Source organism: Candidatus Paceibacterota bacterium (genome assembly GCA_035438625.1).
Lineage (GTDB): Bacteria > Patescibacteriota > Minisyncoccia > Phycocordibacterales > DAORIS01 > DAORIS01.
This window is the reverse complement of sequence record DAORIS010000008.1, coordinates 1-22,439: the sequence shown is the minus strand read 5'-3', so window position 1 is coordinate 22,439 and position 22,439 is coordinate 1. Positions and strand designations below refer to the sequence as shown.

The 22,439-nt window shown below is 42.3% G+C and carries 24 protein-coding genes and 4 tRNA genes; 3 read left to right on the top strand and 25 right to left on the bottom strand.

All coding sequences use genetic code 11. The annotated features are described in order from the left end of the window. Positions 1–14 precede the first annotated feature (14 nt). From PLF31_03405 to pilM, 24 genes are all read right to left on the bottom strand, one after another. Positions 15–362, bottom strand: a complete 348-nt coding sequence (locus PLF31_03405; GenBank protein HRH26483.1) for a sugar phosphate nucleotidyltransferase — start codon at positions 360–362, stop codon at positions 15–17. 89 nt (positions 363–451) lie between these two features. Next, a tRNA-Asp gene (locus PLF31_03400) sits at positions 452–526 on the bottom strand. 115 nt (positions 527–641) lie between these two features. Further along, positions 642–875 carry a hypothetical protein gene (locus PLF31_03395; GenBank protein ID HRH26482.1) on the bottom strand — a complete coding sequence of 78 codons (234 nt, stop codon included), beginning with the start codon at positions 873–875 and terminating at the stop codon, positions 642–644. Positions 876–982: 107 nt separating this feature from the next. After that, positions 983–1,055 (bottom strand) — tRNA-Met (locus tag PLF31_03390). A 299-nt stretch (positions 1,056–1,354) separates the two neighbouring features. Beyond that, a tRNA-Met gene (locus PLF31_03385) sits at positions 1,355–1,426 on the bottom strand. Between the two features lie 57 nt (positions 1,427–1,483). Next, positions 1,484–2,311 carry a hypothetical protein gene (locus tag PLF31_03380; GenBank protein HRH26481.1) on the bottom strand — a complete coding sequence of 276 codons (828 nt, stop codon included), beginning with the start codon at positions 2,309–2,311 and terminating at the stop codon, positions 1,484–1,486. Positions 2,312–2,315: 4 nt separating this feature from the next. Then, positions 2,316–3,737 carry an Asp-tRNA(Asn)/Glu-tRNA(Gln) amidotransferase subunit GatA gene (gene gatA, locus PLF31_03375; GenBank protein HRH26480.1) on the bottom strand — a complete coding sequence of 474 codons (1,422 nt, stop codon included), beginning with the start codon at positions 3,735–3,737 and terminating at the stop codon, positions 2,316–2,318. Between the two features lie 6 nt (positions 3,738–3,743). Next, positions 3,744–4,034 carry an Asp-tRNA(Asn)/Glu-tRNA(Gln) amidotransferase subunit GatC gene (locus PLF31_03370; GenBank protein ID HRH26479.1) on the bottom strand — a complete coding sequence of 97 codons (291 nt, stop codon included), beginning with the start codon at positions 4,032–4,034 and terminating at the stop codon, positions 3,744–3,746. Positions 4,035–4,041: 7 nt separating this feature from the next. Continuing rightward, positions 4,042–6,087 carry an NAD-dependent DNA ligase LigA gene (gene ligA / locus PLF31_03365; protein HRH26478.1) on the bottom strand — a complete coding sequence of 682 codons (2,046 nt, stop codon included), beginning with the start codon at positions 6,085–6,087 and terminating at the stop codon, positions 4,042–4,044. Between the two features lie 19 nt (positions 6,088–6,106). After that, complete coding sequence (locus PLF31_03360) at positions 6,107–7,519, bottom strand: VWA domain-containing protein (protein ID HRH26477.1); 1,413 nt, start codon at positions 7,517–7,519, stop codon at positions 6,107–6,109. Between the two features lies 1 nt (position 7,520). After that, complete coding sequence (locus tag PLF31_03355; GenBank protein ID HRH26476.1) at positions 7,521–8,051, bottom strand: prepilin-type N-terminal cleavage/methylation domain-containing protein; 531 nt, start codon at positions 8,049–8,051, stop codon at positions 7,521–7,523. A gap of 2 nt (positions 8,052–8,053) precedes the next feature. After that, a complete protein-coding gene (locus PLF31_03350; protein ID HRH26475.1) occupies positions 8,054–8,596 on the bottom strand; it encodes a type II secretion system protein in 543 nt (180 codons plus the stop codon). An 11-nt stretch (positions 8,597–8,607) separates the two neighbouring features. Further along, the gene (locus PLF31_03345; protein ID HRH26474.1) at positions 8,608–9,216 is read right to left on the bottom strand and encodes a type II secretion system protein; all 609 of its coding nucleotides are present in this window, start codon (positions 9,214–9,216) and stop codon (positions 8,608–8,610) included. A gap of 4 nt (positions 9,217–9,220) precedes the next feature. Beyond that, positions 9,221–10,045, bottom strand: a complete 825-nt coding sequence (locus tag PLF31_03340; GenBank protein HRH26473.1) for a prepilin peptidase — start codon at positions 10,043–10,045, stop codon at positions 9,221–9,223. Positions 10,046–10,052: 7 nt separating this feature from the next. Then, on the bottom strand, positions 10,053–10,541 hold the full coding sequence (locus PLF31_03335; protein ID HRH26472.1) for a type II secretion system protein: 489 nt from the start codon (positions 10,539–10,541) through the stop codon (positions 10,053–10,055). 75 nt (positions 10,542–10,616) lie between these two features. Beyond that, entirely contained in the window at positions 10,617–11,054 is a 438-nt protein-coding gene (locus tag PLF31_03330; GenBank protein HRH26471.1) for a type II secretion system protein, read from the bottom strand. Between the two features lie 130 nt (positions 11,055–11,184). Beyond that, positions 11,185–12,396, bottom strand: coding sequence for a type II secretion system F family protein (locus PLF31_03325; GenBank protein HRH26470.1), 1,212 nt, complete (start codon positions 12,394–12,396; stop codon positions 11,185–11,187). A gap of 12 nt (positions 12,397–12,408) precedes the next feature. Beyond that, entirely contained in the window at positions 12,409–13,506 is a 1,098-nt protein-coding gene (locus PLF31_03320) for a PilT/PilU family type 4a pilus ATPase (protein HRH26469.1), read from the bottom strand. Positions 13,507–13,530: 24 nt separating this feature from the next. Then, complete coding sequence (locus PLF31_03315; protein ID HRH26468.1) at positions 13,531–13,938, bottom strand: response regulator; 408 nt, start codon at positions 13,936–13,938, stop codon at positions 13,531–13,533. A 42-nt stretch (positions 13,939–13,980) separates the two neighbouring features. Then, positions 13,981–15,741 carry a GspE/PulE family protein gene (locus tag PLF31_03310; GenBank protein ID HRH26467.1) on the bottom strand — a complete coding sequence of 587 codons (1,761 nt, stop codon included), beginning with the start codon at positions 15,739–15,741 and terminating at the stop codon, positions 13,981–13,983. A 12-nt stretch (positions 15,742–15,753) separates the two neighbouring features. Then, complete coding sequence (locus PLF31_03305; GenBank protein HRH26466.1) at positions 15,754–16,095, bottom strand: hypothetical protein; 342 nt, start codon at positions 16,093–16,095, stop codon at positions 15,754–15,756. Between the two features lies 1 nt (position 16,096). Next, positions 16,097–16,642 carry a type 4a pilus biogenesis protein PilO gene (pilO, locus tag PLF31_03300; GenBank protein HRH26465.1) on the bottom strand — a complete coding sequence of 182 codons (546 nt, stop codon included), beginning with the start codon at positions 16,640–16,642 and terminating at the stop codon, positions 16,097–16,099. After that, on the bottom strand, positions 16,642–17,334 hold the full coding sequence (locus PLF31_03295) for a hypothetical protein (GenBank protein ID HRH26464.1): 693 nt from the start codon (positions 17,332–17,334) through the stop codon (positions 16,642–16,644). Before PLF31_03295 ends, pilO begins: the two co-directional genes overlap by 1 nt. A gap of 64 nt (positions 17,335–17,398) precedes the next feature. Next, the gene (gene pilM / locus PLF31_03290; protein ID HRH26463.1) at positions 17,399–18,511 is read right to left on the bottom strand and encodes a type IV pilus assembly protein PilM; all 1,113 of its coding nucleotides are present in this window, start codon (positions 18,509–18,511) and stop codon (positions 17,399–17,401) included. Between pilM and PLF31_03285 the strand changes: the two genes are divergently transcribed. The 3 genes from PLF31_03285 to PLF31_03275 all read left to right on the top strand — a co-directional run bounded on the left by PLF31_03285 (position 18,493) and on the right by PLF31_03275 (position 19,904). Next, complete coding sequence (locus tag PLF31_03285) at positions 18,493–19,167, top strand: phosphoribosyltransferase (GenBank protein ID HRH26462.1); 675 nt, start codon at positions 18,493–18,495, stop codon at positions 19,165–19,167. The two genes, pilM and PLF31_03285, sit on opposite strands and share 19 nt — an antisense overlap. 23 nt (positions 19,168–19,190) lie before the next feature. Then, positions 19,191–19,279, top strand: a tRNA-Ser gene (locus PLF31_03280). Between the two features lie 13 nt (positions 19,280–19,292). Beyond that, entirely contained in the window at positions 19,293–19,904 is a 612-nt protein-coding gene (locus PLF31_03275; protein ID HRH26461.1) for a class I SAM-dependent methyltransferase, read from the top strand. Position 19,905: 1 nt separating this feature from the next. Here the strand turns inward: PLF31_03275 and PLF31_03270 are convergent. Further along, positions 19,906–22,439: tail fiber domain-containing protein (locus tag PLF31_03270; GenBank protein ID HRH26460.1), on the bottom strand; the 2,534-nt coding region annotated here is incomplete at its 5' end.

Below are 22,439 nucleotides of genomic sequence, written 5' to 3'. Positions count from 1 at the left end.
CGCCCAAGGGTATTCTATGACTTTTTTATTGATTCTTCGGAGTACACATCATCTCCCATAAGGGAAATGAATTCTTCACCAAGAACTGGCTCAGCTTTCCACAATGCATGTGCCGTACCGTGTGGCTCTCCTTGGTCTACGTAGGTAATTTTTCTGCCATTATATTCCGAACTAAAAAAGTCGCGTATCACTTCTTTCTTGTGGTGAACAATCAATACCACCTCATCAATTTCTTTTGGCAACCGGTCAATCTTATGTTGGAGAAGATTTTTTCCACTGAGTGAGAGCATTGGTTTTGGAATTTCTTTTGAGAGATCACCCATACGTGTTCCCTTCCCTCCGGCTAAAATGACTGCTTGCATGTGTATTTCTATGTAAAGAACAATCTTAACAGCAACACTTCTTTTACCAAAACAAAAGGACCAGTACTGGTCCTTTTGTTATTTCTTTGCGCGGGCGACCGGACTTGAACCGGCAGCCTCTCCCGTGACAGGGGAGTGCTCTAACCAAATTGAGCTACGCCCGCATATGCTTTCGCCGATACACTTTAACACGCTAGTACTTGAAATCAAGGGACAAGAGAGGCGCCTCCGAAAAGGCGCCTCGTAGTGCAAGGTTAAAGTAGTACTTCAACCTTCCCTTCATCTGGACCGTTTGAGCAGTCCCGCTGGTCCAATTACTAATGACTCTCCTTCATCTTCCTCGTCAAGGTTCTCAAGAGACCTGAGAACATTGTGCGAAAGAGGCCTGTCGTCTTCGTCTTCGTCAGGCATGTGATTACCAAGACCGAAAACGTAGTCGGCAGAAACTTCAGTAGAAACTGAAGAATCGTCATCAGAAACAAACAAACTGTTACTGCGGATTGACCTATCCATGGTCAAACCTCCCAAAATGAACTCCTGGCAAAAGAAGTGATGGTACGTGTTGCCAGGCATAGCACGTCCTCAGTAATGCTATGCCTGTTGTGCACTGCTGTCAATTGTGTCGGAGGCGGGGATCGAACCCGCGACCCCAGGCTTATGAGTCCTGTGCTCTACCAACTGAGCTACCCCGACGCGGAATCTATACTATACCAATTTTGAATAACTGTAAAAAATGTGCCTGGAACTTTCGTTCCAGGCACATACGCCTGTCGTCTTTATAAGAGTTTGAGGAACGGAGGAAACCTCCGACGAAAAGGTACCTCAACGTTTGAGGGGTCTCTTATTTCACTCTCGTATCCCTTAGAGACACATAAAAGCAAAACGACTCATCAAAAAAGAGTATGTGACGTAACACTCTCTACCCTACCCCTCACAGCTTCAAAACTCACTAATCTATTATACCACGAAACTAGAATAAATGCAAATTTTTGTAGCGGGACCTGGAATTGCACCAGGGGTCTCAAGGTTATGAGCCTTGCGAGATACTGCTTCTCCACCCCGCTTAGGAACGATGGTACCTTAAAAAAAATACCTACGCAAGCGAAGTGTGCGTTTAGATTTTATATATATTTGAAATCTTTAAAAACTCTCTCGTATAAGCGCATCACACGAAGCGCCTCTCGTTGCGTTAATATGAATGCATCTCCTTGATGCGCGATTGCATTTCTAACCTTATGCGCCTCCCATGCATCGTTTAAGCTTGGCATATCTGATGCTTCAACTTTTTTAAGTTTCTCTCCAATTGATTCTCCACGATATCCACTCATATCCAAAAGTTCGTCAAGAATTATGTCAGCTTCAAGAATTGCCACTTTCCATCCTTCTGGGTTATCCCCTGCCATTCTTTCTTTAAGAACCTCCCACCTACTCTTCGGCGCAGCTGCTGCGGTTTCCGCCGGAGTCATTGGTTTTGTGTTACGCTTTGCTTTTGCTTTATTTTCCAACCTTGATGTCGCGCGCTTAAATTTAATAATGAAAAATACAAGTACGAGAGTGAGGACATACATCAGAGTTCCAATTACATAATAGACACTCGTTACCACTCTAAAAAATGGTGAGGTTGTAAGGATTCGAGAGAAGTTTTGCCATGTTGGGTCAGCAATAAAGCGACGGACTGGATTGTACCCTTCGATTGTTTCTGTTTCCCTCGAATAGACATACTCATCAATAATACCGTCGCCATCAATATCAACCCCGACCGTACTTAAACCACTATTAACTGAATCTCCTTCATTACTCCCTGCAGCAGGACTGTTGTTTGCAAAAAAACCTGCTCCATACATTAATAGTCGGTAGAGAACATACATACCAAAAAGAATTCCCAAAATTAGGTGAAGTACGTTCGTCTCTTTTTTGGGTTTTTTCTCTTCTTTTTTTTCTTCTGCCATATAGCTAGTTTCTCGCTCGCTCAAATGTTTCTCCTACATCAAATAGTATATCCTCTCTGAAGTGAGATGCCATGAATTGAATACCCACAGGTAACCGATTTCCCTCTCGTTCGACAAATCCTGACGGTACTGAAATTGCTGGTACTCGAGTTAAGTTAGCTGAGACAGTGAAGATATCAGCAAGATACATTGCGAGTGGGTCTGCAGTTTTTTCTCCAATTTTAAACGCGGGAGTTGGGGATGTTGGTGTAACAATTGCATCAATTCCCTCAAATACTTTACTAAAATCATCTGTCATCATCTTCTGCACTTCCTGTGCTTTGCCATAATAGGCATCATAGTATCCAGCTGAAAGCACATAGGTTCCTAGAAATATTCTCCTCTTAACTTCTTTTCCAAATCCAGCTGCGCGAGTTTTAAAGTATGAGTCAGTTACGTTAGAACCAGGAACATGTAGTCCGTATTTCACCCCATCAAATCGAGCAAGGTTCGATGATGCTTCAGCAGGCTGCAATACATAGTAGACCGCAAGTGCATATTCAAGACTTGGGATTGATATGTCTTTAATTTTGTACCCTGCTTTTTCAAGTACAGCGAGTGAGTCTTTAAAATTTTGCAGCACATCAGGATCTACTCCTTTCTCAAGTAGTGAGAAAGGTACTCCAAGCACCTTATGTTTTGTTGTTGGGATTGTTTCCGGAACATGAGTTGTTGAATCCATCGGGTCAACACCAGATATTGCTTCAAATAAAATTTTTGCATCACTCACACTTCGAGTAAGCGGCCCAATTTGATCGAGTGATGACGCCATAGCAATCAAGCCGTGACGTGACACACGTCCGTACGTTGGTTTCATTCCAACAAGTCCACAGAGACTTGCTGGCTGCCTGATTGATCCTCCTGTGTCAGACCCAAGCGCTGCAAAGGCACCCCCCATCGCAACTGACGCAGCACTTCCTCCTGATGACCCCCCAGGGACACGAGTAACATCGTATGGATTTTTAACAGGACCATATGCCGATGTTTCATTTGATCCTCCCATGGCAAACTCATCCATGTTTGTTCTTCCTATATATACAACTCCTGCTGAATCAAGTTTTTCTATGATTGTTGCATCGTATGATGCTTCATAATTTTCAAGAATCTTCGATGCAGCACTTACCTTCCTTCCTTTGATTAAAATATTATCTTTTATGGCGAGTGGAATTCCACAGAGAACCTGTGCGTCTCCAGAATCAATTTGTTTCTGTGCCTTTGCAACTTGTTCGTCAATATCACTGAATAGTTCTAGGTATGCGTTAATTTCAGCGTTTTTTTCCTGTGCTTTTGTACGAAAAGCATCTACCAACTCTTTAACAGAAATTTCTTTTTGCATGAGTAGTTCATGCGCTTCGATGATGGAAAGTGTTGAGAAATCGCGTGTCATATAAATTTAAAACATGTGCTGAACCCGAATATGTGACCCATCACTATCCGGTGCGGCTTTAACTAACGCATCAGTGTTTGTTCCAGGTTCCCGTGGATTAGTATCAGGTCGTAACACATTTACTGCTTTTGGATACGAGGTACTGTTTGAAACGGTACTTATTCCAGCAACATCTGATACCTGGGCAATGTAGCCTAAAATACCGTCTATTTCAGAGCGCAATGCCTCAATTTCATCACTCGTCACGTGAATCCTTGAAAGCGTAGAAAGCTTTTCTATATCCTCTCGAGAAATCATATCCGTACTATAACATATTGAATAATTCTGATTCTGTAATCACTTTGACGCCTAATTCTTCAGCTTTTTCGAGTTTTGAACCAGCAGAATCCCCTGCTACTACATAGTCCGTCTTTGCTGATACAGAACCAGACACCTCTCCTCCAGCATTTCTAATTACCTTTTGGATCTCTGGACGAGGTCGTGACATGGTGCCTGTAATCACAAATATTTTACCTGTAAGTGCCCCGCCAACTGCCTGCAGTTTTTTTGCAGTCTCATACTCAGAGTTTTTAATGACTAACTGCTTTGAAAGCTTTTGTACCAAATGTGCATGTCGCTCATCATTCCTCCATGAAATGAGTGCCTCCGCCATAATGTCACCGAACCCATCAATTGCATCAAGCTTTTCTTTTGGAGCTTTAAAAACATCTTCAAGTGTCTTAAATTGTTGAGCCAAAAGGAGTGCGCTTTCCTCTCCAATATGCGGCATCGAGAGCCCCACAAGCACGCGGTGTAATTCTGTATTTCGTGCTAACTCAATTGCATCGATAACATTCTGGGCAGATTTTTCTGCAAATCGAGGCATGGAAAGTACATCTCCCTTCTTCAACATAAATAAGTCAGCAGCGTCATCAATTAATTCATTTTCAAGTAGCGCGTCAATAATTTTCTTTCCAAGTCCGTCGATATTGAGTGCTTGTCTTGAAACAAAATGATGCAACCGACGTTTGCGCTGATCAAACGAGTCAGAGACCACACACCTCCACGCAGCTTGCCCCGGAATTCGCTCGATGCTTCCATCACCCCCACATCCATCCACTCTTTTTGGAAATGTGTACTTTTTTTCTTTCCCAGTACGCATCTCAGTTACTACCTGTTTTACCTTGGGAATAACATCTCCTGCTTTCTCGAGTATTACCGTGTCTCCAATTCGGACATCCAATCTTTGTATCTCATCTTCATTATGTAGTGTTGCTCTTGAGACCGTTGTGCCAGCCACAAGGACAGGGCGAAGGATTGCAACAGGTGTAATGACACCCGTGCGCCCAACCTGAAGCTGGATGTCCTCAACGACAGTTGTCACTTGCTCTGCAGGAAATTTAAACGCAATGGCAAACCGAGGCGCCTTACCTGTGTATCCAATAGCTTCCTGGAAGAGTTTTTCATTTACCTTAACCACCACCCCATCAATCTGGAAATCTAGGGAATCTTTTTTCTTTTGCCATTCTGCCCAATATGTAAGCACACCATCAATATCCTTAACGTGCCGACGATCTCGGTTTACCTTGAAACCCAATTCTTCTAAGAATGACAGTTCCTTCTCTTGAGTATCTGGGAGTAGTTTTCCTTCAACTTCGCCAATGTCGTAAATGAATGTATCAAGCGGCCGTGCAGCTGCAATCTTAGGATCCAATTGTCTAATCGATCCTGCCGCAGCATTACGCGGGTTAGCAAACAACATCTCACCTGCTTTTTCTCGCTCTTTGTTTAGTTTAGCCAGTCCTTTTCGAGTCACCCACACTTCACCTTCGACAATAATTGAAACAGGTTTTCGAAGTTTAATCGGTACGGAATTAATCGTGCGCACATTATGTGTCACATCTTCTCCAATTACACCGTTACCACGTGTTGCTGCGGTTTTTAGATATCCATCAACATATTCAAGAACAATCTTCAAGCCATCAATTTTGAGTTCACAAACATATGTTGGGATATCAGGAGTATCTTTTGAAAGACGATTGTCTCGTTTTGCTTCACGAATAAACCTCACCTGTCGCTCGTGAAATTCACGCATGTCGCTTTCGGTGAAGGCATCGTTAAATGACCACTGAGTCACTTTATGTGGAACCTTTTTGAACTCAGGAAGAGGCTCACCTGCTACTCGCTGAGTTGGAGAATCAGGGGTTACAAGATCAGGATATTGAGCCTCTAGGGTGGCTAGCTCGTCTTTGAGTGAGTCCAGGGCCTCGGCAGCAATAGTCTCCTTATCGAGCACGTGGTACTCGTAGCGATACTTGTCAATCGTCTCCCGGAGCTTTGCTATACGTGTTTCTGCCTCGCTTCGCTTCATTTACACAGCCTACCACGAGCTAGTCTCGTGTGCATGAGTTAAGGCTATTAATAACGGCATCAAGGCCATTATTGAAATTTGCCGCCTGATAGTTGTGAATGTTTGTTGGGGTACTTACTACACGATTCATAAATGCTGGACATGATTCATTGAAGCTAAACTCGTTACGCTCATTTGAATCGAGGCGAGTCCTATCTTTCCAACATCCTTCATCAAATCCTTCAGTACATTGGTTAATTGGACTGTTCCAATCATCGTCACAGCGCCTGTAGTCGCTACCTGATATACCTACAGTAAACAACTCAACTGGACCATTTGCTCCACCTGCCTTTAGTCTTGTTGCTTCAGTAATTACACTTTCAAGTGGACCTCGTGTTCCCAGGTTAGCAAGAGGGTTATGTGCAATTTCATGGTGGAAGTTGTTATTACCATCAATGATTGAGTCAGGCGCACCGTCAGTAAACAAGACCACGATATCTTTTGAGTTTGGTCGATTTAACCGTTCAGCAGACGCATATGAGGCAAGGGTGATTTTTCTATCTAATTCGTTTGTATCTACCTCATCATTAAATTCATTGAGTGCATAGCGAAATCCAAGTGGAATATTTGTGTCGTCGTCACTTGGAAAATATGTGTCCCATGAGTCATCAATGCTTGTCCCACGGTTTGTATCCCCTGCAATTTTAATTGAATCGATTGCTGTTGCTAACTCTGTATAATTATCAGTTAGTCGAACAGGAATATGAGCAAGGCCTCGAAACACAATCAGCCCTATTCTGTTTCCAGAATCACTCAGTAACTCTTGGGCAAAGTCTTTTAGATTTCTCTTAAGTCCAGGTATTTGCTCAGGAAGAATACTTCCGGACCCATCAACAACAAGAAAGATGTCAACATCTTCAAAACAGCTTTTTGGTTTATATGTAACCTTTATCGCTCGCTCAACTCGGTTACCTGTTGTAATACCCGTATTCCTTCCACGTGAAGTCAGTGTGGATAATCCCTCACCACCAAATTGCTTAATGAGTACAATCTCAATTTCAGGCACATTATTACTTGTTCCACTAACTAGTTTTGCAGGAGCAAAAATATATTTCGTATACCGTAGGCTTGGGTCAGCATTATCATCACAATCAGCATCCTCTGGGCAACGTACTTCAGTTATAGAAATCACACGATATTTAATACCGTGACAATCTACTTCGGTTATTCCTGGATGAATATTTCCTTGATCATCATTAAAACGGATACACTCAACACCACTATCAGCTGCATAAAACGCTGACTGAGAGTCTCGTCCGATTCCTGAGATGCTAATCTGCCTGGTTGAGAAACCGAGGATGGCTACAGCAACAGACATCAAGAACCCCATGATTAATACGCTAAAGAGAAGCGTAAACCCATCATTGGTATGTTTCGTGGTAAATACACTCATGTTATTTCCAGTTCAATAAGCTTTTGTAAAACTTAAACTCTCGCTCAGCCATAGAACCAGTCTTCCATTTGAGTGAAACGGTAATCTGGATTTCCTGTTCACTAATTCTCTTGACAGATAACTGTCGTTTAAAGATGGTTATGTTGTTACCAGTACTTACGTTCGTGTATTTTCCTGCACTCGTCTGATACAACCTTCCGTCAACCGGGCAACCCGCTGTACCGACAAGCTTAAGCTGGCGTGAGTTTGTTGTAATATCTGTACAGAAAACTGACTCACTATTCACGGCCGCGTCCGTTGCAATAATTCCCGTAAGCCAATGATTGCCTGACTTAAAGTTTGAGTCACGAATATTTTGAACAATTTCCATTGCTTCGTCTGCCAAGAAGAAACCAACAACTTGGTCACGTGCGTAATATGACGTCTGGAGCGCACGCTGTGCCGAAGACATTGTTGCGACAATAGCAATAGAAATGATAAAGATCGCAACTAATGTCTCAATAAGCGTAAATCCTTTATGTGTGTTTCTCATGGCTATAGTTCTTGTAAGAGACGCTGTGACATAATCGTCTGCATATTAAATTCTGTCTTTGTCTTTGCTTGTGTCTCTGCCCTTCCACGAATATTCATCACCACCATCGGCTGATCATTGATTGATCCACCTGTATCTAACGGATAAATTGTAAATGTGAGGGACTCAATATCAATTTCACTTGACGTGATTGGTTGAGCTATCCCAGCTGGTCCAACACTTTGAGTGATTGTTCCAATTCCATTAGTCTCACTTAATGCAAAAATGTTTTCTACGCCTATATCTGATGTGAATTTAAGTGTATCAAATGGTGCCGAATCTCCTGTTTGGTGGGTATAGTTTGTCCCTACTCGCACTTCTCTCGCCATACCTTCAAGTGCTGTATACATATTTGTCATTACAGAATTTAAAGATTGTGCCTTTTGGTTTGCATCAATGATTGAGAGTACCGATGATGCCCCCGCTGTGATCACAATTGCAAACACAGCAAGAGAGACAAGAATCTCTACGAGCGTAAAACCTGAATTTTTTGTACGAATATTCATATGTCTATTAATTATGGGCATACACAACCATCAGCCACCGATATCTGTCCAGCATTTGTAACTTCAATTTGCTTAACTCTACTATTTGCTGACTGTAAGCAAATATTGGCTTTTTTATAATCTGTAGCACCTGATCGAATTACTGCCGCCGGATCTGGCCTGAGGAATGTAATATCCAAATTCCCTGCTATATTCGCATATGCACCACCCACGGTTAAAGTACCGCATTTTTTTGAAATAGTATTTCCGGTTGGAAGTGTATACACACGGACAGTTACATCAAGCGGATTGGCCGCGTTAAAGGTCTTACTTGCATCTTCATCTGCAAATACTCGATACGAAGAATTATTTGCGATATTAAAGCCATACCCCTGATTGAACTGAGTAGCAGTGCTGCCTGACCCGCTACTTCGTACTCCGAGACCAAAAGACTGTACTTCACGGATTGACAATGCAACCTCGTAGACAAGATTTGTTAACGTAACATTATTTCCAAACCGTCTGTAGTTTGCAACTAGCAGTGCGGTCATAATTGAGAAAATTGAAAGCACGATAAGTAGCTCTACCAAGCTGAAACCTAATTTTCGCAACACTTTCTGTTTCAGTGACGGAGTGACCATATATCTATATTGTAAACAATCTTTCGAAAACACCTAGGATCTCGCCCACTGAAATTCCCCCGATCCATGCGATCCATAGTCCAATAATCAAAAATGGTGCAAATGGCAACTCACTCTTCATGTTCAACCCCAACTTTCCTGTGATTTTTGTAAGAATCATGAGAAGTATTCCGACAATAGCCCCCAACCAAAACGCCATAAGAATTGCCGCAATACCCAAAGAAAAACCTAGGTACCATCCAATTCCAATTGCTAGTTTTGCATCACCAAATCCCATCCACTTTCCTTTTGAAATAAACCACAAGAATGCAAACGGAAACGCCAATGCAAATCCTGCAAGGAATATAGAAAGGAGTCCTTCTCCACTTGGAGTTGGCAAACTAGCAATCGCCATACCGATCGCAATCGCAGCAAATAATCCTGAGAATGTGTCAGGAATAATCGTGTGTTTAATATCGTATGCAATGATACCTAAGAGAATGGTATGTATTAAAAATGTTCCAAGTAACCACGCAGCAAATATTAATCCTGAATCAAAAAGCATTTGTTTTCCAACTAAATACACGACCAACGCAATACAACCGTTTGCAATCTCAATTATTGGATACTGCCATGAGATCTTTGATCTACAGGTACGACATCGTGCACCTAATGCTAGGAAGCTAATTACAGGAACAAGTTCATACGGCTCAAGCGTACGTGCGCAAGTCCCGCACATGGATCTACCACCCAGCGTAAGACCTGTGTTAAATCGATACAGAACAACATTAAGAAAGCTTCCGATTGAAGCACCGAATGCAAAGACGAAAAACAGAATAAATAAATCCATGGATAGATTAACGGCTTATATAGTACGGGTACAAGTACGTATCAGCAGGAGTACTTGCTGAACAGGCAACATTTCCAACTCGAATTGGGTTATTTTGTTCCAAATGCACCACAAGACAATAGCTCTTACATGGAATAGTTGAGCCGTTACAAAACGATCGAGATGCGAGTGAGCCGTATCCAGTGTACACATACTGATTACCAGTCTGTGGGTCACGTGGAATTGCAGTCATAAGCCCAGTACTAAGTAGACTATTTGTCACACTATAAATAGACGTAGGGTACGTCTGACTTCCCATTGTTGACTGCTCAAAATATCCTTCAAGTGCAATACGAATCTGGGTTGCATCAGATATTCTCCGTGCATCTCTCGCCTTGGCACGTGAACTACTCGAAGAGAAAAGAAGTATTGTTGTTAAAATACCAATGATTGCCACTGCAATCATTACCTCAATAAGAGTAAACGCCTTAGCTGATGTTTTTTTCGAAACTTCCATGTATTTGATTATATCCCTAGATCATCCAAACAAAAAACCCGCACATGCGGGTTTTTTTAGTTAAAAACTAAACTATTAGCACTTGTAGTCTGTGGCACTCATTGCGTACGGATCAGCAGCGTTAGGTGAAGATGATGCTGTACCAGTTGAGTCAACACAATACCAACCTTGTCCTGCTGGTAATTCAGCCTTTACACCATATGCAGTTGAGCTAGCGTAACAAGAAACTGTTGTTCCTGTTGGAAGTGATGTTCCGAGAATTAGAGGGTTCACAGCAGCGTCCGCAAACATTCCTCCTGTACATACTGCAACTGTTGCTCCATAACCACCGTTTGAATCATAATACACTTCTGCAGCACTTCGTAGGTTATTTAATTGTGCCTTAACCTTTGTTGCGTTAGCACGTGCACGGGCCGTATTAAGGCTCGCAAGCACTACTGCTGAGAGAATTCCGATGATCGCAATGACCACGAGGAGTTCAATGAGGGTAAAGCCTTTCTTGAATGATTTCATTAAAACTTTTTAATTTATTTATAACGCCCGTTTTCGGTATGAAAACGTTGTATCTTTATTATATAGAGCCATTGGTTGGCCGTCTTTATACCATGTGGATAAGTATAGAGACTCCTGGGGATCACGCGGACTAGATAGTACCTGCAATGTTGTAGATTGGCACGAGCACTGAGGCAAGGAGAATCGCGACACCAACACCCAAAACCACGATCATTACTGGCTCAATAAGTCCAATAAGTGTATCGATTGCTCCAACCACTTCTCGCTGATAGAACCGAGCGAGAGTCTTTAGGATCACACCAAGCTGTCCAGTCTCCTCTCCAACTTTCATCATTTGAATCAGAATACCTGGCATCTCAGGGTACCGTGCAAACACATCAGAAACAGCACTACCAGCTCTTACACTAATAATGGCATCTTCAAGAATTCCTTTGTACACCTTATTTCCAACAATATCTGAAGTAATTTCAAGTGTACGTATCATGGGGATTCCCGAGAGAATCATAACGTTCATGTTGTCAGCAATACGCGAGAGAAACAGTTTTTTATAAAGATCTCCCACATACGGAACTTTTAATTTAAACTCATCAAGTTCAGCTCTTCCTTGATCGGTCCTAAGAAAACGAACAGCAAAGAATCCAGCAATAATTGCACCGATACCCAAGAAGGGCCAGTATGCGACCATAAAGTTACTAATACCCATGATGATCTTGGTATAGATTGGGATTTCCTGTCCTGATTCCTCAATAATAAGACTAATTTTTGGAATAACCATCGTAAACATCAAAATCATTACAGCGATGAATGTTGCGACAATGAATGCAGGATAAATGAGGGCATTTGTTGTCTTAGAGGTAACTTCATAAGACCGCTCTAAGTAATCAGCAAGATACACCAGGGTTTCAGAGAGCTTTCCTGACTCTTCACCAGCCTTAATCATGTTTACATAAAACGCACTAAATACCTTTGGGTGTTTTGCAAGTGCAGCAGAAATTGGACTACCCCCTTGGATATCATCAGCAACCTGAGTCAAAATTACACGGAGCTGCTGGTTTTCATTTTCAGCACCGAGGAGCCTAAACACACGAAGCGCAGACACCTGGGATTCGAACAAGATAGACATTTGTCGTGACAAGATCACAACCTCTTTTGTACTAATTCGAGAAAAAAAAGAAATATTTTTTCGCAGTAATCCTTGAGACGCTTCTTCAGCTGAACGGATATCAGTAATAATTAAATTCTTTCGCTGGAGAGAAGTAATTGCAATATCTACATTCGCAGCATCAATCGTACCCTCTGCGGCACGTCCATCTTTATCTAATGCTTTGTAGGTAAATATCATACTTAAAAAATATTACAACATCTTATCAAGTACCTTTGGGTTAGCTGAGTGTGCATACGCATTCTCAATACTAATTTCACCCTGTCGAACAAGTTCAACCAAGGACCGGTTGAGGTCAATCATTCCCTGCTGTGCACTTGTTTCAATGACTGTATTTAATTCATGTGTTCGCTTTTCACGAATCAAGTTAGAAACAGCACTGTTGTTAATCAAAAGTTCATATGCAGGTACTAGTCCTCCACTGATTCGTGGAATGAGACGTTGTGAAAAAATACCAGTCATACTTGCTGCAAGCTGCAAGCGGATCTGCCCCTGTTGCTCTGCTGGAAACACGTCGATGATACGGTCAATTGTCTGGGCGGCGGTATTTGTGTGGAGTGTTGAAAATACCAAGTGACCAGTCTCAGCAGCAGTTACCGCCATAGAAATAGTCTCAAGGTCTCGCATTTCTCCGACCAAGAGCACGTTCACGTCTTGGCGGAGTGCGTGCTTAAGTGCTCCTCCGAAATCTTTTGTATCAATTCCAACTTCACGTTGGTCAATAACTGACTTCTTTGGAGAGAAGATATACTCGATTGGATCTTCGATGGTGATAATATGCTCCATTCGATCTTGGTTGATGATCTCAATCAACGCAGCAAGTGTTGTTGATTTTCCTTGTCCTACAGGACCTACACAGAGGAAGAACCCTTGTTCACGCTTGGTAAAACTCTCCAAAAGTGATGGTAGGCGCAATTCATCGAGCGTCTTGATTCTTCCTGGGATAAGTCGAAGTGCGATACTAATTCTCCCTTGTGCAACGAATCCATTTCCGCGGAAACGACCCATGTCTCCATATGAGTATGAGAAGTCAATTTCTTTCTCCTTCATGAATTCCTGTTTATATTCAGGTGTCATGATTATGTCTGTGATCGCAAGCATATGATCACGAGTAATAACAGGAGCCTGAAGGATAGGTACCAAGAAACCAGAGACACGCATCATTGGCTGTCTTCCTTCTGCAAGGTGTAGATCTGACGCAGCTTCTTTAATAACAAGCTGGACCAATGTTTCAAAAACTTTTTTGGCTTCTCCTGTTGCTTGTGTTTGTGGTTCTTGGATTGTGTTCATGACAATGTACTAAATATCTTTATACTAAAACGGATCAGAGAATATTTTCTTTCCCGCAAGGACTTCCCTCATTTTTGTAACCACTTCTGATGGAATCGTGACTGCTTTGATAATATATCCATCAATATTATTCTCTGTTGCTGCCTTCATATCAGTTGCGTCTGACTGGTTCGTAAGCATGATCACCTTTGCACGAGGGGCAAGTTGTTGCTTACGAATTTCTTTCACAAGTGTAATACCATCCATTCCTGGCATGATAATGTCAACTAAGATCACATCTGGAACATATCCTGACTTAAGTTTTTCTAGCGCCTCTACTCCACCTTGAGCTGACTCAACAAGATAACCACTGTGGTCAAGCTTTCGTGCATACATGTTCAATAAGAACCTGTCGTCGTCTATGATGAGAATTTTTTGTTTTTGTTGATCCATAACAAGTATGTATTTAGTATACCATCGACGTTACATTCACATCTATATTGCATCCACTTCCGAAAGTGCAAAGAATCCTTCAAGCGCCTTAAGCATTGCATCTTCCCGCATACTCAACATTCCTTGCTTGCGTGCAATGTTCATAATACTTTCTTCAGTTGGGTTTCCTGACAAAATAACCCGCTCAAGCTCACGATCCATTTCAATAACTTCCATCGCAGCCATTCGACCCTTTGTACCTGTTGGACACTCGCTTGAGTGACCCTTTTCGTATACAAATTCAGGTAGCTTGATAGCCGCACGTTGTGTTTCATTAAGTTCTTCAAAATGCTTATTGATACGATCTGTAACCGTACCTTCCACCTTCACTTCTTCTGCACCGTCTTTGCAAATCACAGCACCGAGTCGCTGCGCGATGGCCAACTGAAGTGTTGGTGCGATCAAAAATGGGTCAACTCCCATATCAATAAGACGTGGAATAACACCTGCAGCATTGTTGGTGTGGATCGTTGAAAGCACCAAGTGACCAGTGAGCGCCGCTTGGATGGCAAGCTGCGCAGTTTCTTTATCTCGGATCTCTCCCACAAGGATTACGTCTGGGTCTTGACGAAGTGTTGTACGTAGTCCAGTTGCAAACGTATATCCAATTTCAGGAAACACCTGTGACTGACTCACACCTTCAATGTTATATTCAATCGGGTCTTCAAGAGAAAGTACGTTTTTTGTCTCACGGTCAACTTCCTGGAGCATCGAGTACAGTGTTGTTGTTTTACCAGATCCTGTAGGTCCAGAGATCAAGATAAGTCCGTATGGCTTCTTAATAGCATCTTTAATGATCTTCAAGTTTCGGTCAGTAATATGCAAATCATCAAGGCGCTTCATACCACGTTCGTGGTCAAGAATACGCATAACCACCTTCTCACCGAAATATGTTGGGAATGTTGATACACGAAAGTCCACTTTCTTTCCTTCAATTCGGGCTGAGAAACGTCCGTCTTGTGGTCGGCGTCGTTCATCGAGCTTCATATTGCAAAGGATTTTGATACGGGCAACTACCGCAGACTGCACGTTAATTGGGAGAGATAGACTCGTGTTCAAGATACCATCAACACGGAATCGGACTCGGATCACATCTCTCATTCCTTCAATGTGAACGTCGGATGCAAGTCCTTCTGTTGCATATCGCAAGATTGTTGCCACGATTTTTGTAATCGGTGCATCTTCCTTCATCTGACCACCCGAGCCTTCTTCTTCGGATGCACTTTTTTGTTGCATCACTGCGATGTCTGCTTCGTTTCGAAGTTCAGTATCAAGGTCCGAGAGCGCCTTGGTAACTTCTCCAGAGAGACCTTTATATAACCCAACTACCTTTTGAAAATCGTCATGGGAAATGAGTGTAACGGTAAATGGAAGACTGACGCGCGAGAAAATAAACGTAAGTGCATTACGCGCTTCGATATCATCCGGGTCAACCATTCCAACTTCGATAACACCTTCCTTTTGTGAAAGTGGCACCACTTGGTAGTGCATAGCAGAATCTTCAGGGACATAGTCAAGAATGTCATACGGGACCTCATCAATAACTACATGTCGTGTTGGGATGTTCAATCGCTTAGACTTGTCCTCCAAGCTTTCACCAGGTTTTCCACCCGCCATACTTTTCCTAAGTTTTTCGGTAACACTGACTACGCCAATACCACTTGATGGTAACGGTCCTGAATCTTCACTATTTATACGGATAGTTCTGACCGAGCGGTCTTTTTGAAGATCGTTTTCAGATCCTTGTACTAAAGTATCATCCATGGCGTGTATATATTAACGCGCAGGTGTAGTTCTCGTGCTTGAAGCGCGGATAACGACACTTTGCACACCGGCACCGATTGGTGCGAATGGGTTTGGCCTACCCTTTGGCTCATCTACAATATGGATCGTGCCATCGACCAAGCTTTGGTAGGCAGGATCAGAAAAAAGTGTGTTTGAGAAATTAACGTTCCTAATTTTCTCAAGTTCGATGATTACGTCTTTTCCTACGAAATCATCCCCCAACTCTTCGACAGAAAGTACGGCTGGCTCAGCAACAAAAAACTCAGTGTATGCAAAGAAACCGCCTGCAAATAGAACAATGACACCAACGATAATGACTAGGTTTCTAAACATATTATTGTACTGGTTTTAACCAATAAGTTTTAATGGTCATGCTAAATGTATGGACCGCACTTCCATCAGCACCTGGTGTAAACGAAACGACTGCAGCGTCCGACAAACGAAGATTTACTTCAATATCTTTTAGGAAGTCATTGAAGTCTTCATACGTTGCTTTGATACCAAAACCAATTGTGACAACGTTATATGGAAGTGAAGACGGTGTAGCTCCTCCACTTGATTGTCCGTCATCTACTCGTATTCCTGTTATACCTGAAGCATATTTCTTTGCGATTTGGTCTATTTCAATAATAAGTCGTGTTGAATCGATGTTATCAGGAATCATCCGTTCTAGACGCTGCAAGTCCTCCTTCTTAAATTGATTCAGTTGATCATTCAATTCATCGCGTTTTATCGCAAACTCTTCAGCTTTCTCCAGTGCGACATCGTACTGCTTATTCTGCACCTGTAGCTGTTGGATCGTTGCATATCCAGGTTTGATGTAATAGAAAAAAGCAGCAATAGCAGCGAGGAACAAAAGAATTGGTGTGAGCGCTTTCATTATGGTCGAGTATTTAATGGTTGCCCTCCTCGTGGAGCCGTAGATGTGCCTGATGAAGTTGCTGCAGCTTGTGTCTCAACGGGAGCAGGTTCTACAACTGGGATTTCTACTGCATCTTCAATAACAGAAATCCTATAATTTGCTGCCTCTGGCGTAATAAATGTTCTAAACGCAAAGAGTGCACCACCATTTTCAGAAAGACTTAGGTTAGAAATGAGTGGGGATGTGAAAATATCAGTCTCTGAAATCTTGTCAGCCTGTAGTGCAACCGAGGCAAATGATCGAGCTTCTCCATCCATGACAACTTGAAGCCGTCCACCCTCTTCTTGGAATCTGAAATTCTTCCAGCGAATATTTCTAAGTGTCACATCGCCCAAATCTTCCATAAATGACGAGAGTGCCAAGTGTGCACCAAGCCTGTTTTCTGCAGCATCCATTCGTGCTGCTGTCTTTTTAATATTTTGAACAACTTCACTGCGAATTTGTTCTTGATAGTCAGCTAATTCAGCCTGCTTGTTTACAATCGCTGAATTAAGCATGCGGTTATACATGAATACTCCGGCTGATGCCATGACAGCAACAATAAAGAGCGCTGCACAAATAAGATTAAAGATTCCAGCCGTCGCTTTTTTTTCAAATCTCGTGTCTGTGGCTGACTTGCGAGGAATAAATGATGTCTGCTTAGGATCCATTGCTCCTAAAAGTATATCAGACAATCAAACTAGCAAGAACAATTTAACTGCGCTTGTGGAAATCTTATCCAACTTCTTGAAGACGACGCAGTGCAATACCAACAGCGACAGAAAATTCTGGGCCGGTGATGTTCAACATCTGATCAAGAAACGCTGGTGTTTGAATCTTTGCAAATGGGTTACCAGGGATACAGTTCACCTCAAGACCACTACGAACATCATCGATAAATCCTTTGAGTTTTACACCACCTCCAACTAGATACACCTGAGACAAGTCTTTATTGTGTTTCTTTTGATATGTAAGGATGACACGCTCTGCTTCTGAGAATATATAGTCGAGCATAGTTGAGAAAATGCTTTTCATCACCTCATCTTGACCTTCCCTAGGACTAACTGCTCCGCGCTTTAACAGCTCTGCTTCTTCAACTGTAATACCTAATGCGGATGACAAACCAATCGTGAGGTCTTGTGACCCTCTATTAATAGTATGTGAGTTCCTAATTACCCCTCGCTCAATAATATATAGCTTTGTTGTAGCTGCACCCATATCCAAAATCATTACTGGAGCGGGATCGTTTTCAAGAAGTGCGCGAATTGTGCTGAATATTTCAATCTCAAAGAAAGAACAATCGAGTCCTGCCGCTCGCATAATGTCTTTATATTTTGAAATTGTATCGTTATGAATTGCTACAGTTAGGACGTCAATTTTATTTTTTATTGGGTTTACCTTCATGTCTCCTCCATTAAAATCAGGCTCTCCCTTTACACGAGGTATGACTGACCAATCCAAACTAACCTCGGAAATTGGTACAGGGATATATTTACGTGCCTCAATTGGCACAATTGATTGAAGTTCTTTTTGTGAGACCTCAGGAATTTCAATGACAGAGATCAAACTCGATGCAAACGGTATTGCAAGACCACATGAACTTGCTGTTGCCTTACATTCCCTAAGAAGGTCTTTGAGTGCAGCCCCAAGTTTTTCTGGTGGCAAGTTTGTCGCGCGACCAATTTCTGTCTGTGCGTACGGACCAAGTGAAAGTTCTCCATATGTTTCAAGTACCGCCTTTCCTCCCTCCCGACGAAGTTGAACAACCTTAATAGAAGAAGATCCAATATCTATACCCAACACAGACGCTGGGGCAGATTTACCAAATAATGAAGAAAATAATGCCATTTAAAGAAGTATACCAAAATATTGCCTGTCACACTCAATTTTTGACCAACACAATCACACATCAAATATTTCCTCCCTCCTCAGCATCAATAGCAGCACAATCATTACGCGCTGGAGACATATACATAATAGAGCCACATGCATTCTTGGGAAAACACATCAGAAGTACAGTGCCGCTGGGTATGCAAGCACTATTTTCATACCAAGCTCCTATTATTAGATCTCTCCTAGAGGAACTTCGATGTTTTAATGACCACAACGTTAGTAAACTCTTCTCACATTTTATATACAAAGAAGTTAAAGAAATGGCTCTACTACAACGTCCCTTAGAAACTGTTGTGGTATTTATTCCCTGCACAAAAACACGTATTCGGACACATGGCTTCTGGCAATTTCATACTATATATATGTATATGGCACGTATAAGTGCCAAAACGGGCATAACCGTCGCCCCGCCAGATACACTTCACGTGGTCAGTGGGAATAAAAAAGAGCCCTCATGTACTGTTTCAAAAGCACATGCACCACTAATACATGGGAAATACTGCATTCTAGTAGACGACATAATTGTCTCTTGTCGAACGCTATCTGGAGCCCGAGATGCCTTATTTTTAGCTGGAGCATCACATATTTCTTGTCTCGCCATCGCTACTTAAATATGCTACTGTTCTTACACATTGGAGATGTGTCAGAGTGGTCTATCGTGCCTCTTTGCTAAAGAGGTGGGCCCCTTAAAAGGCCCCGAGGGTTCGAATCCCTCCGTCTCCGCAGCTGCATTTTCATGACTCATTGGTATCAAACATATATTGTTCCAAAACTATTGAATTACGAGATGTATTCAAAGGACCTTGAAGACACCCGAGAAGAAGTATTAGTAAACGCAACTGGAATTGTACTGGAGATAGGGATTGGTCCTGGATACAATTTCGCCCACTACAAACAAATAGAGAAACTATATGCTCTTGATCCGTCAGAGGGATTAATCAAAATTGCCAAGACACGTGCAACTGCACTTTCATACCCTGTTGAATTTTTAGAGAGTAGCGCAGAGGCAATTCTCCTCCCCAACCACTCAATCGATACGGTTGTTTCTACGTGGACACTCTGTAGTGTTACTGATTTACCACAAGTACTCAAAGAAATTTCAAGAGTACTAAAACCAACCGGAAAATTTATTTTTGCAGATCACGGTGTTTCACCACTAAAAATTACTCATATAATTCAAACCTGCTTTACCTTTCTCACAAAACACTTCACCGGTAATTGTCATTACGACAGAAATATCAAAGAAATGATTGTGCAAGCTGGTTTTTCATTTGAGAAAATTGACTGCTCTCAAGAAAAATCTAAACCATTAATTTATAACTATATTGGAATTGCTAAGCGAGCTTAAATTACTCTCCAGCTTCACTTCCAGTATCACCACCTTCACTTGAATCACCCCCTGAAGAATCCCCGCTCTCATCTCCAGAAGCCTCGTTTGGTTCGTTAGTTTCAGGAACCCCTTCAGAATCATGTACTTCTTCAACTGGCTCAGGTTCTGTTGGGTTTTCAACTGGTACACCTACTGGAGTTTGAATAGGATCAACTGGATCATCGACAGGTTCATCAATTGGGTCTGTAGGAGGCTCTACCGGCTCATCGTTTCCACCAGTTACAGGCTCAGATCCACACTCTCCTTTTGTCTTTAGCCATTCACCATCACTAATAGTTACGCAATATACATCACCAGTCTTCTGGTCTTTAATCTCCATTCCTTCCTCAACCTTAATTTTCTTAAACGAACCGATAACGGCAGAAATTTGAGTGCCAATCCATTCTCCAACAGATGACGACATACTTGCCTGTGCATCAGCAAGTGATTCTTCTAGTGTTTTTACTCGTGCATCGATTGATTGTACTGCCGAGATAAGTACTGGTGTAAATGATCCGTATGAAACAGACTTATTCCCTCGTTCATCAGTTTGAACAAATTCTGGGAACACCTCTTCCACTTCCTGAGCAATCAAACCATATCGAAGGTCATCTGTTGTTTGATTTTTCCACTTAAACGTTACAGGGTTAAGCGCCATAACTTTTCCTGCCATATCCGTACTTGCAAGCGTCATAATATCCTTCTTCAAATTCACATCAGATGTACATGTCCACGTTGTTGATGTTGGATTGATTTCACAATATCCATTTGAATCTTCGAATCGAACTGGAGCTTCGTCTGCTGTTGTATATACATGTAGTTTCTTTTGTGGAGATGTCGTACCGATTCCTGTATTACCGTTTTGAATGATTGTAAAAAGCGTTAGTCCTGATGATGAAGCAATCGCAACAGGATTCAAGCCAGGATTTGACTTAACTGCCAATTTTGCATTTGGAGATGTTGAACCAATTCCAATACCAGAGTTTGCAGCAACAAAAACCTGATCGCCGTAGTTGTATAAACCAGTGTTTGAATCAAATGTGGCAATTTGCTGAGTACTATTATTTGAGTACAAGCCAGCCTCATCGGAGTATATTGCCTCTGAAAGAAATACCCCATCAAGACCATTAGTAACCGTCAAAGTTCCTGTTACGTTAGCACCAGTAAAGTTAGAAGTGCCAGTAAAGTTAGAAGTACCTGCTACTGTCAATTTATACGTTGGATTACTTGATCCAATTCCCACATTACCGTTTTTTAAGACAGTCAAGAGACTTGAGCCAGTTGACGAGGCAACAGTAAATGGGTTTGCTGTCGATGTTCCAACGACGGTAAGTGTTGAAATTGGAGTTGTTGATCCAATTCCAACTTTCTCATAGAAGTATGCCCCTCCATCTGCTTTGAGTTCAGACATGGTGATGTTAGAGCTGTTTACACCACGAAATAGCGCGGCTGTTTGTGACGCTTCACCTTTAACCCACACACCAACTCGCCCTACGGTTGCTGTCTGAACTTCAAGTGCACCTACTCCAGCCCATGTGTTTGTCTTTCCAACTGAAACAACCGTATTAAAGCTCATACCTTGTCCGTCAATCAACATAATTCTTGAACCTCCGTTTTGTTGAATCCTAAGCGCTTCTCCGTTTGTGTCATTATGAATATATAAGCCCCCATTTGAATTTATTCTTGCCATCACAGCACCTGATGAAGAAGCAACAAGGAATGGCACCCCTGCAGCTGTACTTGTTACAGATAATTTTGCACCTGGAGTGGTTGTTCCAACTCCGACATTCCCATTCTGCAAAATGTTAAAGAGTTGCGTTCCAGTTGATGATGCCACCACAAATGGGTTGATCCCCGCTGAACCAGTGACTGAGAGCCTTGCAATTGGAGACGTAGATCCAACTCCAACCTGCGTCGCGTTCACTGTAAGTGTTGGTGTTGCACCGTATCCAACTTGAAATGTACTTGCTGTGTTGTTGGTATAGCCTGTACCAAATGCAATTGCATAGTTTTGAGTAGCATTAATGTTGCTACCCCATGCAAATGCACTCGATTGGGTTGCGGTAATGTTTCCTAGTGCAACATTTCCTCCAGCAAATGATCCATCTCCTGATGCGAGGATCTTTCCTGCACCAGCATCGACAGTACCAAATGCAAGTGCGCCAACACCTGAAGCAACGATTGTGTCATCACCTCCAAATCCACTAGCACTTCCAAATGCAAACGATCCGGATCCAGAAGCAGTGATAGAAGCAGGTCCAATAACAGTCCCTGCCACTCCTGATGCAAGAGCACCAATTCCTGTTGCTTTAACTGTTGAACCATCAGATGCTTGTCCAGTTGCAAATCCACCAAATTGTGCGGTTACTCCATCACCTGTTCCAAAGGAAGCGTTTCCAAGGTTGGGGTTAGTATTGATCACCGTAAATCTACTGCTTGGCGTTGAAGATCCAATCCCCACATTCCCCCCCTGTGTAACCGTAAAGAGCGACGTACCCGTTGACGACGCCACAT